15 protein-coding genes and 1 pseudogene are annotated in these 16530 nt (G+C 42.8%); 7 read left to right on the top strand and 9 right to left on the bottom strand.

The annotated features are described in order from the left end of the window. Positions 1-428 precede the first annotated feature (428 nt). Both R7044_RS18580 and R7044_RS18585 read left to right on the top strand, forming a co-directional pair. Positions 429-1793 carry a YjiH family protein gene (locus R7044_RS18580; RefSeq protein WP_225455743.1) on the top strand — a complete coding sequence of 455 codons (1365 nt, stop codon included), beginning with the start codon at positions 429-431 and terminating at the stop codon, positions 1791-1793. A 436-nt stretch (positions 1794-2229) separates the two neighbouring features. After that, positions 2230-4101, top strand: coding sequence for a methyl-accepting chemotaxis protein (locus tag R7044_RS18585; RefSeq protein ID WP_025768473.1), 1872 nt, complete (start codon positions 2230-2232; stop codon positions 4099-4101). A 144-nt stretch (positions 4102-4245) separates the two neighbouring features. Here R7044_RS18585 and R7044_RS18590 read toward each other — a convergent pair whose 3' ends face one another. The 3 genes from R7044_RS18590 to R7044_RS18600 all read right to left on the bottom strand — a co-directional run bounded on the left by R7044_RS18590 (position 4246) and on the right by R7044_RS18600 (position 7012). After that, positions 4246-4587, bottom strand: coding sequence for a hypothetical protein (locus tag R7044_RS18590; protein ID WP_080276968.1), 342 nt, complete (start codon positions 4585-4587; stop codon positions 4246-4248). Positions 4588-4819: 232 nt separating this feature from the next. Then, positions 4820-5977 (bottom strand): amino acid permease, encoded by a 1158-nt coding sequence (locus tag R7044_RS18595; protein ID WP_225455744.1) that lies wholly within the window; start codon positions 5975-5977, stop codon positions 4820-4822. 723 nt (positions 5978-6700) lie between these two features. Beyond that, a complete protein-coding gene (locus R7044_RS18600; RefSeq protein WP_005375472.1) occupies positions 6701-7012 on the bottom strand; it encodes a hypothetical protein in 312 nt (103 codons plus the stop codon). A 141-nt stretch (positions 7013-7153) separates the two neighbouring features. Here R7044_RS18600 and R7044_RS18605 point away from each other — a divergent pair, with 141 nt between their 5' ends. Next, complete coding sequence (locus tag R7044_RS18605; RefSeq protein ID WP_031780945.1) at positions 7154-7486, top strand: helix-turn-helix transcriptional regulator; 333 nt, start codon at positions 7154-7156, stop codon at positions 7484-7486. A gap of 111 nt (positions 7487-7597) precedes the next feature. Here the strand turns inward: R7044_RS18605 and R7044_RS18610 are convergent, their stop codons facing one another. The 3 genes and pseudogenes from R7044_RS18610 to R7044_RS18620 form a co-directional block, all read right to left on the bottom strand. Continuing rightward, on the bottom strand, positions 7598-7978 hold the full coding sequence (locus R7044_RS18610; protein WP_005375467.1) for a hypothetical protein: 381 nt from the start codon (positions 7976-7978) through the stop codon (positions 7598-7600). A 167-nt stretch (positions 7979-8145) separates the two neighbouring features. Further along, complete coding sequence (locus R7044_RS18615; RefSeq protein WP_186585185.1) at positions 8146-8532, bottom strand: GlcG/HbpS family heme-binding protein; 387 nt, start codon at positions 8530-8532, stop codon at positions 8146-8148. Between the two features lie 9 nt (positions 8533-8541). Continuing rightward, positions 8542-9499 (bottom strand): annotated as a pseudogene (locus R7044_RS18620) (aldo/keto reductase family oxidoreductase). Between the two features lie 141 nt (positions 9500-9640). Between R7044_RS18620 and R7044_RS18625 the strand changes: the two are divergent. Then, complete coding sequence (locus R7044_RS18625) at positions 9641-10516, top strand: LysR family transcriptional regulator (RefSeq protein WP_205391413.1); 876 nt, start codon at positions 9641-9643, stop codon at positions 10514-10516. Between the two features lie 9 nt (positions 10517-10525). Here R7044_RS18625 and R7044_RS18630 read toward each other — a convergent pair whose 3' ends face one another. Next, positions 10526-12283, bottom strand: a complete 1758-nt coding sequence (locus tag R7044_RS18630; protein WP_205391412.1) for an SgrR family transcriptional regulator — start codon at positions 12281-12283, stop codon at positions 10526-10528. A gap of 564 nt (positions 12284-12847) precedes the next feature. Here R7044_RS18630 and R7044_RS18635 point away from each other — a divergent pair. Both R7044_RS18635 and R7044_RS18640 read left to right on the top strand, forming a co-directional pair. Continuing rightward, entirely contained in the window at positions 12848-13387 is a 540-nt protein-coding gene (locus tag R7044_RS18635) for a redoxin domain-containing protein (protein WP_205391411.1), read from the top strand. 512 nt (positions 13388-13899) lie between these two features. Continuing rightward, positions 13900-14583 carry a hypothetical protein gene (locus R7044_RS18640; RefSeq protein WP_225455745.1) on the top strand — a complete coding sequence of 228 codons (684 nt, stop codon included), beginning with the start codon at positions 13900-13902 and terminating at the stop codon, positions 14581-14583. Positions 14584-14778: 195 nt separating this feature from the next. On the opposite strand, the gene R7044_RS18645 is transcribed toward R7044_RS18640, so the two are convergent. After that, the gene (locus R7044_RS18645) at positions 14779-15144 is read right to left on the bottom strand and encodes a winged helix-turn-helix transcriptional regulator (protein ID WP_005375456.1); all 366 of its coding nucleotides are present in this window, start codon (positions 15142-15144) and stop codon (positions 14779-14781) included. Positions 15145-15311: 167 nt separating this feature from the next. After that, positions 15312-15896 carry an NAD(P)H-dependent oxidoreductase gene (locus R7044_RS18650; RefSeq protein ID WP_158173166.1) on the bottom strand — a complete coding sequence of 195 codons (585 nt, stop codon included), beginning with the start codon at positions 15894-15896 and terminating at the stop codon, positions 15312-15314. Positions 15897-16166: 270 nt separating this feature from the next. On the opposite strand from R7044_RS18650, the gene R7044_RS18655 reads away from it, so the two are divergent. Further along, positions 16167-16508, top strand: coding sequence for an ArsR/SmtB family transcription factor (locus tag R7044_RS18655; RefSeq protein ID WP_005375451.1), 342 nt, complete (start codon positions 16167-16169; stop codon positions 16506-16508). Positions 16509-16530 lie beyond the last annotated feature (22 nt).

Raw genomic sequence — 16530 nt, forward strand, 5'->3', positions numbered from 1 at the left:
TTCAATCGGATTTGGCTCAATAGGTTCACACTGCAACGGTACAAGAAACGCTGAACGGTATTTTGACACCACTAACAACCTTAAAATAGATAAGGCTAACTGAATTTCTGGCCAAGAAGTTAGTTAGATCAAAATCACATTTATTTACCATTTTATTATTCCAGTCACAATGCGCCCCATAATTCACTGCGCAATTCACCTCTCGTGCTACAATTTTCTAACACAAGCAACATATTCGCATACACTTAGACGTTATTTGACCAATTACCCGACAAATCGGCTGAATAACTAGATGTATTTAATGAATAGTATTGCAATGGATGCAGTTTGCGGGTACCCTCCGCAAAACTGTGATTAAATACGGATGTTTAGTGAATATTTATGTCATGGAAATGGCAAGTATTGACTAGTAGTAACACGAGACAACTATGCATAACACCACTAATGCTACTGAAGCTCCTAAGGGCAACTTTTGGATGTTTTTCATCCCTTCCCTAATTGGTCTTCTACTCTTTATGGCTCCGATCTCTTACGATGGCGGCCTAACCATTCCCGTTGCCGTGATGGCAAAAGTCATCCCAGCGGTGTTAGGCGATGCCTTGATTGCTATCGTCACCAGTATCATCGCTTTCATGGCCGTTGCTTCTGTTCTTTGCAAAATTTTTAAGCCAGCTGCAATTTTACGTAATGGTTTTTTAAACGGTCTCTTCAACCCATCTCCACTTTGGCTCGTTGTTCGTTTAATCGGCGGCGCTGCCGTGTTAATGACGTTCTTCCAAGTGGGTCCAAAAGCAATTTGGGAAGAGAACACTGGCGGGCTTGTTCTTACTGGTCTTCTACCTACTCTGTTTGCCGTTTTCATTTTCGCGGGTTTACTGCTTCCGCTTCTTTTGAACTTCGGTCTTCTGGAGCTATTTGGTGCGTTACTCAGTAAAATAATGCGTCCGGTATTCAACCTACCTGGCCGCAGTGCAATTGACTGTATGGCATCTTGGTTAGGCGACGGAAGTGTTGGTATCTTGCTAACCAGCCAGCAATACGAAAATAAGTTCTACACTCAGCGTGAAGCGGCTGTTGTCGGGACCACTTTCTCAGCAGTATCGATCACGTTTAGCTTAGTTGTTATCGCTCAGGTAAAACTAGAGCACTTATTTTTGCCTTTCTACGGCGCTATCTGTCTAGCTGGTATCGTAGCTGCGATTATCATTCCTCGCCTGCCTCCGCTTAGTCTGAAGAAAGATCGCTACATTGACGGCAGCAACCCAGATAAAGACGCAGATGCAGTGCCAGAAGGCCACACCACATTCTCTTGGGGTATGGATCTAGCTCTTAAGCGTGCTGGTCAAGTCACATCGGTTCAGTCTGTATTTAAAGAAGGCGTACACAACGCAGTCGACATGGTATTTGGCGTATTACCTGTAGTGATGGGTCTTGGTACCGTTGCATTGGTGATTGCAGAATACACGCCTGTATTTGCAATTCTGGGTCAACCGTTTATCCCATACCTAGAGCTACTGCAAGTCCCTGAAGCTGTTGCAGCATCACAGACAATCGTTGTTGGCTTTGCGGATATGTTTATTCCAGCAATTTTAGCGGCCTCAATCGATAACGAAATGACACGTTTTGTTATTGCAGCAATGTCAGTAACTCAGCTTATCTACATGTCGGAAGTAGGTGCCCTACTGTTAGGCAGCAAAATTCCAGTAAACATTGTAGAGCTCTTCGTAATCTTCATTTTACGTACGTTAATCACATTACCTGTGATTGCTGGCGTTGCTCATCTTATTTTCTAAAATCGAGACGTCAATTAACAAAGGCTCCGCATCGTCGGGGCCTTTTTTATACCTAAAACTCCGTCCACATTAGGCTTTTAGTAAAAAGCTCATAATTTACAAAGACAAAACTTCAACAAAACACCTTTCAGCACCAACAAAATTTTCATCACCTCACCTGTAAAGCCAGTTAATGCCACTGTTTGTTAAGCAATTCTTTTCATTATGACGATTTCATTAATTGAGCTCGCAAACATGATCACACTCACAAGTTTTAACGTAAATTGTCGGTTTGTTTAAATTTAGTTAAAAAAGACGACAAATGAGTTCATGTTTTTGACAAAGATGTCGATAAAAATATAACCAAACACAATAGGTTTCTCTTTATGCCCAATTCGCTCGGTTTAAAAGAGGCGAAAGCAAAGTGGAACCAACCGGGAGAATCAGAGGAAAGCTCATGAAATTCAGACATAAGGTTGTCACAGCCTCTTCATTTTTGCTGCTAATTACCGTGTCGTTATTGTCGACACAACAAGTTATGACCATCCGCTCCCAAACTCAGGAGCAAATCGACTCAAGTGTAAACGAGATATTGACCAGTGTTGGTAACACTGTGCAATCAGAAATGAATGCAAAGAAGGATCTCGCTCGCTCCATTACTGAAGTGATTGAGCTTGATCCCAGTTCACATAGCTATGTTCAAAACATACTTGAAAGACCGACGCCAAAAAGCAGCTTCCTTGCCATCGGTTTTGGTTATGAAAGTAATGGCTTTGTGATTGAAAATGACGACGGCTGGGATGCGGGTCCAGACTACGACCCACGTCAGCGTCCTTGGTTTATTGCAGCTAAGAGCAAAGGCGATTTGGTCGTAACCGATCCGTACGTCGATGCGTCCTCGAAAAACGTTATCATCTCTGTTGGTACGCCAGTAAAAGAAAATGGCCAGTTTTTAGCCGGTATGTTTTATGACCTCGAATTAACTACCCTTTCTGATCTGGTCAACCAAGTGAATCTGTTTGATGCTGGTTACTTATTTCTGATCACCGCTGATGGCACAACCATTGCTCACCCTCAAAGTAAGTATAACGGCGAGAAGGTCGGTAGCTACCTCCCGCAAATCGAACTTACGCAATCAGCACAACATGTTGAGATTGATGGCAACCGCTACATGGTTAACCTGACTCACATTCCTGGCGAGAACTGGTACGTAGGTTCGGTTATCGATGAAGCTGTTGCCTATTCTGCCGTAGGAGAGCTTCGTAACAACGCTATTATTTATTCAATCATTGCCGTGATTGCATCTATTATCGCCCTAACTCTGTTGATTCGCACTCTCATGCGTCCTTTGGACACGCTAAACAATGCGATTAAAGATGTAGCATCAGGGAAAGGCGACCTTACACAACGCCTCGAAACAGATACTGACCAAGAGTTTTCTGAGCTTGCCACAAACTTCAATACGTTCATGGAGAACTTACAACAGCAAATCATTGAGTCGAAACGTATTTCTGATCAAATTTTAAACGGAACTCAAATCACCGCTGAGGGCGCAAAAGACTCGGCAGGCGCAATTCACACTCAGCTGCAAGAGCTAGAACAACTTGCTACCGCGATGCATGAGATGTCTGTCACCGCGACAGAGGTTGCTAATAATGCGCAAGGTGCGGCAAGTGCAGCCAAAGAAGCCGACCAAGCAACGGTTGAGGGGTCTTCTATCGTTGGTGAATCGACACAAACGATAAACATGCTTTCCGATAGCATTGACCTTGCAGTCGAAGAAGTACAAGTGTTGGAATCTGCTACCGCCAATATCGAAACAATTCTAAAAGTCATCAACGATATTGCGGACCAAACGAACTTACTCGCGTTGAATGCCGCAATCGAGGCTGCACGTGCGGGAGAATCTGGCCGAGGCTTCGCCGTTGTTGCAGATGAAGTACGTACACTGGCACAACGAACTCAAGAGTCGACAACAGAGATTCGTACTATGATTGAGCAACTACAATCTGGCGCTTCATCTGTGGCAAATGCCATGCATCAAAGCAAAGGTAGTGCTATAGAGGCCGTTGAAAAAGCGGGTTTAGCAAATAGTGCGTTACAACGCATTCGTGATGCGATTCAGCGTATTTCCGATATGAACTTGCAAATTGCCTCAGCAGCGGAAGAGCAAAGCCTCGTCGCTGAAGAGATCAACAACAATACGGTGAATATTAAAGACCTATCGACTCAAGTCGCCGAATCGGCAAATCGAACCAACGACGCGATGCAGGCGCAACAAGAAGATGTACATAAACAAGATCAAATCTTAAATAGATTTACTGTCTAACACTCATTTAAGCAAAAACAGCGAGCACCGACTCGCTGTTTTTGTTTTTAACCCTCTACCCTAGTATTGGTCGATGTTACATGTGCCATGTTGTTGCTATTAAGCTCAACATTACAAGAACACCGACTATATGTCCTTTCAAGTTTAATTGAACTCGACATGGATATAGCGATCATTAGAACGACGATAATAGCGGTCGTCCACTTTTAGATAAGTGAAATCTCCAATCTTTATGTAGGTACTATTCCGAGGAATTCGGTCATGGTAATAGTAACTGCGCCTTGGTCGTCGGGTCTCCACATAAATAACGTCACGATGTTTGTGTTTATGCTTGTGCTTGCGCTTGTGTTTATGATGGTGGTGATGCGCATGATGGTGATCGTACCGATGTCCATGCTTATGCTTCGGGTCAGCCACCGCTTCTGTACTCAACACACCTAAAGACAACATAACGCCAACCATGGCAAAAGATAATTGCTTTGACACAACAGAGCCTCTTATTCATATCAACATCGATATAATAGAAGGGTGAATCACTGTACATGTCAGCCTTTCGCTAAGGAGTTTTACTAAAAAGTCAGCGCTAACCGTGATTATCAGAGAAACGTCAAACATCACAAATGCTGATGACTTTGAGTGGCCTGGGTTCGGCTATGAATACAAAAAAGCCGCCCGTTTGAATACGAGCGGCTCAGTTTTTAAATAAGCTAGCGTGATTTTATACTGCTTGGGCAAACAGCAAGAAACAGCCGAATAGGAAGATCATGCTCATTCCCATTGCGCCGCCACCAGCTTCATAAATATTGTCATCTTCTACCGGCACTCGACGCACTTTCATGGTCATTGATAATGGAACAAAGACCGCGAGAAACACAAGAATAATCCCCGCGTAGCTGAGAATAGCTAGGAAGTGTTCTGGCGCAAATACAGCACCTAATAGTGGTAGCACAAAAGTAGTAACAAAAATCACTGGCTTACTTGCTTTCAGTAGGTCTGCATTTTGATCGTATAGCGCCATTGCAACACCTAAGAACGACGTTAGTAGTGCCAAACCAGTAAACATGGATAGGATGAACTCTAAGCCCTCGTATTGCTGACCTAGTACCGAGATCAACTCTGTTACGTTGGAGTATTGAACAAGCTCATTAGGTGGTAGATTGCCGACAACCGCTAACAACCATAATAGGTAACAAACAAGCGGAATAGTTGAGCCCACGATAATCATATTACGCAGCTGTTTTTTACTCGCTTCTTTGTTGTAAGTTACAAGCGATGGGATCACGACCATAAAACCGAAACTGGTGAAAAGCACCGAACTGGTTTTGATAAGTGCCATTTTATCGTCGCTCACAACCTCATCAAGTCCTTCAAACGAGACGCTTGGTGCAAGCGCAAAAAGTGTCAGGATCAGCGCTACGATCATGCCTAGGAACAAACCGCGATTCAGCTTATCTACTACCCCTGTACCTGCCGAAACAATGATACCAACTAAAAGAGTAAAACCGACTTGGCTTGAGATCGTAGATGTTGGAAGCCCAATTGAGGCTGTTACTTTTTGTACGAGATCACCCGCACCAATGATGTAAGCCATTAATAGACAAACTAACAGGGCGTAAAGCAAGCTGTTGGTTACCAACTGGCCTCCTTTACCAAGCGTTTCGCGAGCAATTGCATTCATGCTCACACCACCACCTACTTTGCAACTGGCTTCAAGAAGGAGCAGCGCAGCATAAGTCGTTCCAGCCCAGATGAACAACATAAGAAGAGTGCCCCAAAGGAGGCCAAATTGAGCAAGCACCATTGGTATAGCAAGCATACCAGCGCCAAGAGCAGTACCTGCAACGATCAGGGAGCTGCCGACAAGTTTTAGGTTCACGGTTAATACCTCTAAATTCAATCCGTTAATTTCTCGCCAGTTGTGCTTTATCTAAAGCACACAACAAAACGCTCCGACTTAGTCAAAATTTGGTTACAAGAGCACTATGTTACAAGAGCCCTGTATGGCTAAGAAAACACGCAACAAAAGGTGGTTAATCATTTGCACATGAACACTTGAGAGTCGTTTTTGGCGATGTCATCGTTGATGAAATGTGCGCAACTTTGGGTTCGAAGCAAAATTGTTCATCTTAATTCATCAACCCCATTCGTTATGAATGGATTTGGTTCGAAAAGATTGTAAGGCATAAGCAGGACGATTGAAAAGCAAAAGGTCAATCTTATAGCGATATATTTTAACAACTCTTATCTTTTACCTAAGATGTGTTGTTTTTTTCGTCACTAATTAGTCTTTTATCGCTTAAAGAGAAGGAAGAACGTGCTCAATGGCTCAATTTGGCTGGGTGTACAGATTAATTTACAGTTTAAGTGAAGGTGTTAGATTCCAAGGACGTAGCCTAGATCGGACAATATCGCTATTATTCGCTGCGTACCGACACTGTTCGGTTCACATACCTCTAAACACTGATTTACGGTTCGAAAATATAGGTAAATGAGTGTCCGAATGCTGGGTGTGGTTCCCCAGCATTTGCATCCTTTCTTTTAGATGTCATCAATTGATCGAAATTGCGTAAATCTTGTATCGCCCGACTTTACGACTGTGTTAATACGCTTTATCTAGCGCGCCAATGATATAAGTTAACACTGGAATACCCATATCGGCGACCTGCTTCTCAGTCTCACTCATGTTTTCATGCGCCATCCGCAGCTCTACTTCACTTATCGATTCTTTGTGAAGGTAAAGCTCTTTGTAGTTCATCAATCGCTGTTGTGACTGTTGAATCAGTGTCACAACATTCTCTTTAGTCTCACGATGTTGCTGATCAATTTCACTAAATAAATGATCTAAAATGCGTTGCATTTTGCGAATAGAAGCTTTCGTTTCTATTGATTTGTATGATTGATACTTTTCCATTGAGTTAATAACTGACTAAAATATTTACGTTTTTATAAGACAGTTATTTTTATACTGATTGCAAAGCAGGTAAATATGTGGTGGTTAAACTGGTCCACTTCTTGCTACGTTTAGGTCAAAACTGTCCTTTCAGGAGAGCACATGCAGGTAGACCCTATAATTCAAGCACTGATCGCAAGACGAAAATCGAATGGCCTCTCCCGTGAGCAAATGGCAAACATCGCTGGAATGAGCGTAAAAACATATCAAAGGATCGAGCGCGGAGAGTCCGATCTTAAACTCTCACAATATCGTGCCATATTGCGTTCGCTTCATTTGACTGACCTAGATATTGCTTTAGATGTACGTGATGTTCAGCATGTCACAGCAAATGACCTAACGGCCGTGGCGAGATTGCTCTCACCGGAAGCTCAGTCCCTGCTCGTTCGCCTATTATCGTTAGTCCTTGAACAAAAGAACAAGAAAGGTGATTAACGACATTGCTCATACCCAAACGATGAATGCCCTGTTGAGCGTTGAAACATGAATCGTTTAGACAAAAATAAAACTCGTCAAATGACGAGTTTTATTCTTTATATCAGTCCGTTACTCTAGGCTTTTCAATTCCGATGTATCAACGCCTTTTATTGCATCTTTCGCCACTTTATCAGGATCAAAGACATCACGTTCTTCATATGAATTATCAATCATGCCTTGTCCTATCGCGGTTGCCTGCTTTTGTAACTTGTTACCCTCTACCTCACCAGCATCCCAGCCTTGCCGATAATCTGAGTCGGTTTGATACCTTGTTTCGTCCTTAATATAGTGTTCAAAATCATTCCCTGCCTCTTGCATACCACTATGCCGACCGTCATGAAAGCCTTGGATATAAGCTTCATCATAACCGCTCTCTTTTAACGCGCTGTCACTCGTACCACAGCCTGAGAGGAGAACAAAAAATAGCGAAACGAATACCTTATGAAACATATTTAGGCCTCAAAGCTTTCAAATAAATTAATCATAGTTCGCGATTTCAACTTCTGCTTACTTCAGGCTATTAGATAGCATTGTGACTCGACGAAGCCTGTGAACTTGAGTCCCTACAGTGAGTACAAAGCTGGACAAAGCATCACACCTACTGATAAACATTATACTCAACGCGCGTTTAATACTTCCATCGCAAGTGCTTCATCATCTTGCTCAGCCAAACCACTGATACCAATTGCACCGACGACTTTCCCCTCTTGTTCTACAGGTACACCACCCATAAAGCCTGTGATCTTCGGGTCAGTCCAATAACTCAACTGCTTACCCGTCTCACGAGCCCAAGCACCCAGATTGCCGCTAGGCTGACAGTCTCTAGCCGAGGTGTAAGCTTTGTTATGTGCCAACAAACCTGCTTGCACACTCACATCATCCATTCGGGCAAAACCGAGCAATTCTCCATGTGTATCAACCACGGCAACCGCAATGTTCTGCTTGCGAGCAGTCGCAATTTCCAATGCCGTTTGAATCAGAGTTTGAACTTGTACGTATTTCATTTTTCTCTCCTACGGGATCTCATGACCAAGGGTTTTCTCGAACAAGCCATACCAATGGCTACGTGATAGCGTGACGCTCTCTACTTGAGCACAAGCGCGAATACGCTGTGGGTTTGCAGTACCAATAACAGGCTGAATTTGGTTTGGGTGACGCGTTAGGAAGGCTAAAACAATCGCCTCAGACGACACGCCATATTCAGCTGCTAGCGCCATTACCATCTCCGCCGTCTGTCTGGTGTTGTGATCATCAGAATGTAAACCACGCTCTGAGAATCTTCCTTGCGCCATACTGCCCCACGCTTGCAGTTGGATATTATGCTTACGGGCATGTTCCAGTGTTCCCGCAACGTAGTCAGATTCCGACGAAGGAAGCCCCATGCCTTGCTTAATAAAGTCAGACTTAGCCAGACTCATTTCCAACTGGTTCGCCACAACAACTTCGCCCGTTGCTTGTTGAAGAAGGTCAATTTGAGCACTGTTCATGTTAGAAACACCGAAGTGGTTAACTTTGCCAGCTTGTTTCAGGGCTTTTAGCGTTGTGCCCAGTTCTTCAAATTCAAGGACGATGCAGCATCAAAACATCAAGATTTTCCACGCCAAGGCGTTCAAGAATGCCCTCAACAGAAGCCGTCACCCATTTGGCAGAGAAGTCATACTGCTTAACACCTTGCTCATCTCCTAGACGGATGCCGCACTTTGATTGCAGATACATTCGTTCTCGTAAGGTTGAGTCATTGGCTAAGATGCGCCCAAACACTTCTTCAGCCTTACCGAATTTGTAGATATCCGCATGATCAAAGAGATTGATGCCAACCTCTAATGCTGCCTCTACAGCGGCATAAGCTTGGTTTTCATCTTGGGCGGTTAATGGGTTGCGATTCCACTCCCCTCCAAGTCCCATACAGCCGAAGACCAAGCGGCTAACGTTAGGTAAGGTTTTGGCGAGCGGTAGTGTTGGATTGTTCATCGTTATTCTCACTTTTCCGATTTCTGCATCTTCAATTTCTTAAATTAACTCGAACCATCTTACCGTTCGTAAAAATTAGTTTAATACCGTAAAATCGAATTCATTATCCTCGTTACCGAACAATTAAAGCGAGCAATAAAGATGGCAGATTATAAGAGAATCGAAAAACTGATGCTGTTTGCTGAAGTGGCTCAAACGCTCAACTTTTCTAGAGCAGCAGAGCAACTTGGTATCTCTAAAAGTTACCTGTCGGAACAAATCAAGCGATTGGAATCGGAACTCGCAACGCCTTTGATTGTTCGAACCACACGCAGCGTGAGATTGACGGCAGAAGGTGAATCGATCTTTGCACAAGCGGAAGATCTCAAACGCCGCGTAATGGAAATGGAAAAGAGTTTAAGTCAGCGATCTGAACAAATAGACGGTCTGATTCGTCTTACCGCTCCCAAGATGTTTGCTGAAGCGGTGCTGCATGATTTGTGTGTGGCGTTTCGCGCTTTACATCCAAACGTAGAGTTCGAGATTCTTTCTAGCTATCAAGCGTTTAATCTGACAGAAACCAGCGTTGATTTTGCGTTTCGAGCGACAAGAACGCCGCCAGAGAATATGATTGCTCATCACCTTTTGGACTACCACCACTGGCTGGTTGCCTCTCCTCAGTATCTGCAAGAAGAAGGTACGCCGGAGACATTAGATGATTTACAAGAGCATCAATGCTTAACCACATTGCATCAAAAAGAGTGGCCGTTAAAAACGGGAACAGTTCAAACCCAAGGTTGGCTTTCAAGCAATGAAAACCGCTTACTCAAAGAATCAGCCCTGTCTGGCAATGGCATTGCTCGGTTAGCAAGTTACTTTGTCGAACAAGACGTTGAGCACGGCCGTCTAGTGCAGGTTCTATCGGAAGAAACTGACCACCAGCACAACGCGGTTTACTTGGTGTACCCACAACTTATCTATCAATCAGCGAAAACCAGAGCCTTCATTGAATTCGTGAAGCAGCACTTTGCTATGTAACTAAGGCAGTTAATCCGCAGACCACACCGAGCGAATATCTGGCCAACCCCAGTTAGTAAGAGCGACGTCTTCTAAAACACCTTGGAAACGCAAAGTTTGTGTATGGTGGAACATGGGTGCAATCCAGTATTCGCTGATCAACGTCGATGCAATTGGCTCCAATGCATTAAGGTAGTCCTCAAGTGGAACGAAAGATCTGACTCTCTGTAGTTGTTCATCTAACCATTGTGCGTTCTTCTCTCCCAAAGTGTGGAATAGCACAGCGTTGCTGAAGAAGTTCGTGAACGCTGAGGCATGACGATTATCATCTAGGTTTATGTTCGTCACGACCATCGTCTCATTTAGCTCACCATTCTTAGCTTTCTCGTTCAGCTCACGATAGGAATACATAACAATTTCTACTTTACTGCCAACACTCACCAAACGATTAGAAATAGCCCGCGCACAGCGACGCAACGCGGTATAGTTATATCCGGCTATCGTAATGTGTTTAGGTAACTTAAGCGGCTCACTGAACGGACGGAGCACTGGCTTCCAACCTGGTAGCAGGTTATAAGCGGGTATACTCCCAAATACAATATTCTCGCGGCGCATCACTTCGGCCAAGTGCTCAGGTTGAATTAGCTCACTAATATAACGGCGCTGCGCTAAAGAGAGTTTGTGCTTAGCGTGCTGATTAAATAAGGCGAATAAGCAACCATCTTCTATTCGACTACGCTTGCTCGCCGATGAGTTTTCTCGGTTTTGCGTCGACATATAGTGTCCACACAAATCCTCCTCGGGCGAAGTATCCCTTTGCAACGTATTTGCTGCCAATGACGGGTTCTCCATTTGCTCGTCATTAACAATCCAGATAGTCACCAAATCCGTTAGAACTCTACATGCATAATAACCATTAAATGCTTGCAGTTTTAAACGACTTTCATTGTGCTCGACAACAGAGAATGGGCCACTTCCGACCACCAGCTTGTTATTCGCTACGTTAACTTGGCTTACTGGTTGAATGCCGTATTTCACTCCAGAAATAAGTCCAGCAAAGCCCAAGTCAGCTCGATTAAGCTTAAAAACAACTTTCAATGGCGTTGGCGCAGTAATGTTAGCAACATGTGCCAACTCTTTTTCGTAGTACTGTAGTGAACTCAACTTTGCAAACAAGCTAACCACTGTTTCTGCATCAATGGAATTACCATTATGAAAAGTCAGACCTGGACGAAGGTAGAAAGTCCATTCGTAGGTGTCTTCGTCATAACGCCAGTGATGTGCGAGTTCTGGTTGCACTTTCCCATTGTGATCACTCGAAACTAAGCAACAATAGATTTGCCTTAATAAGAAACGTTCGCTGCTACGCTGAAGTTGATGTGGAACGACGCGCTCAAACATTCGCTTATAGGTTAATTGAATATTGAGCTGTCCTTCTTGCACAGAAGCACCAGACGTTGTTTTTAACAAACGGCCAAATGCCATTTCGTCTTCATCTAATATCGCCAGTGCTTTTTCATACTTGCCTAACTTGATACGTTCAAGAGCCAAGCTCTCTTTTAAAACGTCTAACTCCATATTCAGAATAAGAGTCGATCGTTGGTTCCGCCCAGCTTTCGGGTGCCAGCTCAACCACGCCTTCTGCTGCATCTGCGTTAGCAGGCTACGAGCATGCCGAGAAGAAGTGAACATGATGTCGGCAATGTCCTGTAACGTGGTTTTTGTTTCATCACCAACGCTAAACGAGAGTAATCGTTGGTAATAGCGAAACAAATTGAGATCAGACACTGAATCAACCTTAGATCTGTGAAGTTTGTGGATAGGAATAGTTTACTTAAGTTGGCGGTAATAAAATAAGAAAACTTCCTAATTATCTGTTCCCCTTTTCCACAATTAACCTCCAAATTCGGCTTTAAAGCCCCATATATTTACGTTATTAGGAAAAAAGCCAACAAAAGCACTCTCTTTTTTATATCCCCTTTTATACACATAATTTACTCGTCAGCTAAAGGAGGAAAAAATGAAGAAGCCAATGATGGCGTACTTTTTTCAGCAACGCCTAGCTCAATCGAGTAATAAAATAGAAGTGATGACTCTGGTTTATCTTAACGATATGTTCCAGTGGTCATAGCCTAACCTCAAGCAGAACTTAGCTCCTGATACTACACCCCCACTTCGTTGTATCTTAAGTTCTGCTTTTTCATCTTTTGCACTCTACTACCTTATTGCAGGTTACTAAAAGTTAACTAGTTGAAACACCGCAAAACAGAGTCTACATTGAAGTCTCATCCCCCAATCGCTTTGTTGAGAAAGGGGCATTCATGGATATACACCACCAATTCGGGAGTCAATATGGCAACTTCAGTGAAACTTAAAGCGGGCGACAGCTTCCCTCATCTTCAAGCCACTTTGCTAGATGGTTCAAGCGTAACGTTGGGTCAGCCGCAAGGTGATGCGACTTGGCGAGCAGTATTCGTTTATCGTGGTAAACACTGCCCTCTTTGTACTAAGTACCTCAACGAGCTTGAGAGTTACAAACAGGCTTTCGCTGATGCTGGCGTCGATATTCTTGCCGTTTCTGGCGACTCAAAAGCACAGCTAGAGGGGCATCTAGAGAAACTCGAAATCAGCTTCCCTATCGCTTACGGCCTGACCGAAGAACAAATGAAAACGCTAGGCTTGTATGTATCTATTCCTCGATCTGAACAGGAAACCGATCATAATTTCGCAGAACCAGGTCTGTTTGTGGTGAATGAACACGGCGACTTACACGTGGTGGATATTTCAAACAACCCGTTTGTTCGCCCTGAGCTTGGCGCGCTATCACGCGGATTGGCATGGATTCGCGATCCAAACAATAACTACCCTATCCGTGGCACATTGGATTACTAATATCTTCTACACCCAAGTAAACTTTCTATCCTTAAATAAGCTAGGATTCTTGCCTTAGTGAGAATAACTTGGAATGCATATCAGATCCGTGAGATCTGATATGTATCAACAAGTTGGAAATAGAGTCCTTGTTCATTATACAACGCCTTGATGAAAAACAAGATCAGTGAAGCCCAGGCTCCCCTCAAACAACGTTAGTTATTTACTTCTAAGTCACTTTCACGATAAATACATGAAATTAAGACTAAAAACTTAGACTTAACGGATATATAAATCATAACGGTACCTACACAAGTAGTTGGCTAGCGATTATTATCCTATTGCAACTCACAATTGTGCAAATCTAATAATTCATACCATAAATGAAAACATAGATACCGTAAGAGACAAAATAAAAGCAAACGATTAAACTACCAATAAAACACCGTTCAATTAAAATAAAAAACATTTCACTTTATAAAAATGTAATTAATCGTTATTTGCAATCACACATCTTAATTGAGAAATACAGTATGAATAAAATCTCTTTGCTTTATATGGCCGTTTGTATCGGATTAGTTGGATGCGGTTCAGGAGGAAGCGACAACGATCCAGCAAAAGATATACATCCCACCATTTCAAATCCGGAACAAGTCAACGCAATGACGGTGGACAAAGGTCATTTCTATTGTTCTGTAAACCAACAAAAACCGGAACACGGAGGGACATCTGCAAGCATGTCCTACCTGATTGAAAAGAAAAGAAATTCTACGGTTGTCGACGATTATGAATGTACCGAATACGGTTTAAAGAAAGGTGAGTCAATTATCGTCACTAAAAGTGCAATTGAAAACTTTTCATACTCAAAACATTATAAAAGCACGAAGAAGAATGACATTAATGGGTTTAAAATCATCTACCCTACAGGGCTTACGACTCCGATTAATAAAGATTATGAAAAAATTACGATCACGTATAATACGGAGAGACCTGACGTTAACATTAAGATAATTCAATATTTTGACGAAAAGTCTAAATTATATACCATCAAAAAATATGAAAACCACGTTAACGACAAATCACCAATAGGTTTAGTTGAGAAAGAGGAATTCGATAAATATTCCGATTTTGAAAAGAAACTGGAATTAAATAGTGCTTTTTTAAATTCAACTGAAGTGAGTGATTTATTCTACAACTTATTAAGTATGATAAAATAATAACTAAAAATCAAAAACTTAAAAAGTACGATTATGCTCAAGTAGCCTCGATATGCCTGACTCGAAAGAGTACGTTGTTTTACGAAACAAATTACGATTTAAATGAAGCACATCTAAGTTACTTGGGTATAAACGGCGATGTATTGTTAATCAGCTTTCAAAAGAGAGTAACGTTTGCGATTAACTACTTTGGTCTTAACGAAGCTCAATTTGATGCTTTTCAGACCAAATTCGCAAATCATCAAGAATCTTAAGTGCGGTACGGCCGAACTCTGTTAGTTCATAGCTTACGGCAATTGGGCGGTCGCTGATCACTTTGCGCACCACCATACCTTCCGCTTCTAGCTCTTTAAGGCGTTGGTCGATCATCTTTTTACTTGCACCGCCTAGCATGCGTGCTAAGTCATTGAAACGAACTGGGCCGTCTTTCAAATGATAAATCAGAGAACCTTTCCATTTACCACCAATTAGACGCATCCCTTTCTCGATAGCACATGGCTCCGCACATACGTTCGCCACTGACTTACGACCTTTGCTATCTACACTGATTCTGCTTTCCACAATACACCTCAAGATACGCACCTAATCTAGGTAACGAAAAGTAAGCTAGATACATTTAGTGCTTTAGAGTAATAAAAACGTCACCTCGCCGCAAACAAATAAAAATGGACCGCATGCAGCAGTCCATCTCAATTCATCATTCAGTTCGCACTATCTTTCTAAAAGGATTAGAAGTTTTCGTTAATGTGAGCTTCGAAACGAACAAAATCGTTTTCGATATCTGCGTTCTTCATCACGTCGTAACAAGCAAATGTAGGCAGTGCTGACATACCAAAGAAGCGGAAGTTAGCGTGCATGTGGAGCATCAAATCGTCCACGCCTTTACCTTGGAATAGGTATTCGCTCTCATCATCAAACGATTCTTCTGGCGCGTTGAATGTCAGTGACAGCATGTATTTGCTGTTGGTTTGAGTGCCGCCTGTACCATAGTTTTTCTTTGGTTCTTCTGCGCTACGGCCATCGAATGCACATAGTGCGCCGCCCATACCCGCAGTAAACACGTCGTCCATGTATTTTTTGAATGACCAAGGCACAGACATCCAGTTGATTGGGCTTTGGATGATCACGCGATCAGCCCACTCAAAGTGTGCGAGTTGCTCATCTACGTTGATCTCATCTTGCATTGTCACAACGCGAACCTCATGGCCTTTTGCTTGCAGAAGCGTCTGTGCTTTGTCGACAAGAGAAGCATTTAGACGACCTTCTGAATATGGTGATGGTTCGTGTGCATTGATGATCAGTACGTTGCTCATGGGATTACCTTTAAATAAGTTCACAAGATGACGCAGTAACCATTGTGCGTCGGATGTGGTTTATTATGGTAACCTAGAAATATAGTGCAATTAGTTAACTTTTAGTAACCTACTTAGTTTTTAATTATATCACTGTTTTTAAAAGATATATTTTTTCAACTTTTTATCCATCGTTATTTCACGATTAATTTTTTCATCGTTTTGTTGCATCTTCCACAGAGCAGGCGTACACTTTATCGCAATTCGACGATTAACTATTAAGGCCAGCGAATGAGTGATAAGTGCAAGGACACGTGCGAAGTCGTTTTTCAGACAACGCAACAACAGCTCGAGAAAGAACAAACTCTAGCAGCGCAAGCAAAAGCTTTGTCGCATCCAGCACGTTTGCGCATTCTGCATATCCTGCACACGCTCGATACCATGGGCGGTTGTTTGAACAGTGATTTGGTTTCTGAACTGGGTCTTGCGCAATCTACTGTTTCCGAGCACTTGCGTATTCTAAAGCAAGCAGGCTTTATCAGCGCCGAGCCAAACCCACCTAAGGTGTGTTACCGCATTCAACGCGACGCGTTTGATCAGTTCAATCTAGGATTTTCCAAGTTATTTGATTAATGCCCTTTGCACGCTGTTCAGG

The sequence above is a fragment of the Vibrio sp. 1402 genome, from assembly GCF_033340275.1.

What these genes read in the sequence shown, in the direction of transcription:
- R7044_RS18580 (WP_225455743.1), top strand. Translation starts at nt 429, where the DNA reads ATGCATAACACCACTAATGCTACTGAAGCTCCTAAGGGCAACTTTTGG.
- R7044_RS18585 (WP_025768473.1), top strand. Translation starts at nt 2,230, where the DNA reads ATGAAATTCAGACATAAGGTTGTCACAGCCTCTTCATTTTTGCTGCTA.
- R7044_RS18600 (WP_005375472.1), bottom strand. Translation starts at nt 7,012, where the DNA reads ATGGAAAAGTATCAATCATACAAATCAATAGAAACGAAAGCTTCTATT.
- R7044_RS18605 (WP_031780945.1), top strand. Translation starts at nt 7,154, where the DNA reads ATGCAGGTAGACCCTATAATTCAAGCACTGATCGCAAGACGAAAATCG.
- R7044_RS18610 (WP_005375467.1), bottom strand. Translation starts at nt 7,978, where the DNA reads ATGTTTCATAAGGTATTCGTTTCGCTATTTTTTGTTCTCCTCTCAGGC.
- R7044_RS18615 (WP_186585185.1), bottom strand. Translation starts at nt 8,532, where the DNA reads ATGAAATACGTACAAGTTCAAACTCTGATTCAAACGGCATTGGAAATT.
- R7044_RS18625 (WP_205391413.1), top strand. Translation starts at nt 9,641, where the DNA reads ATGGCAGATTATAAGAGAATCGAAAAACTGATGCTGTTTGCTGAAGTG.
- R7044_RS18635 (WP_205391411.1), top strand. Translation starts at nt 12,848, where the DNA reads ATGGCAACTTCAGTGAAACTTAAAGCGGGCGACAGCTTCCCTCATCTT.
- R7044_RS18640 (WP_225455745.1), top strand. Translation starts at nt 13,900, where the DNA reads ATGAATAAAATCTCTTTGCTTTATATGGCCGTTTGTATCGGATTAGTT.
- R7044_RS18650 (WP_158173166.1), bottom strand. Translation starts at nt 15,896, where the DNA reads ATGAGCAACGTACTGATCATCAATGCACACGAACCATCACCATATTCA.
- R7044_RS18655 (WP_005375451.1), top strand. Translation starts at nt 16,167, where the DNA reads ATGAGTGATAAGTGCAAGGACACGTGCGAAGTCGTTTTTCAGACAACG.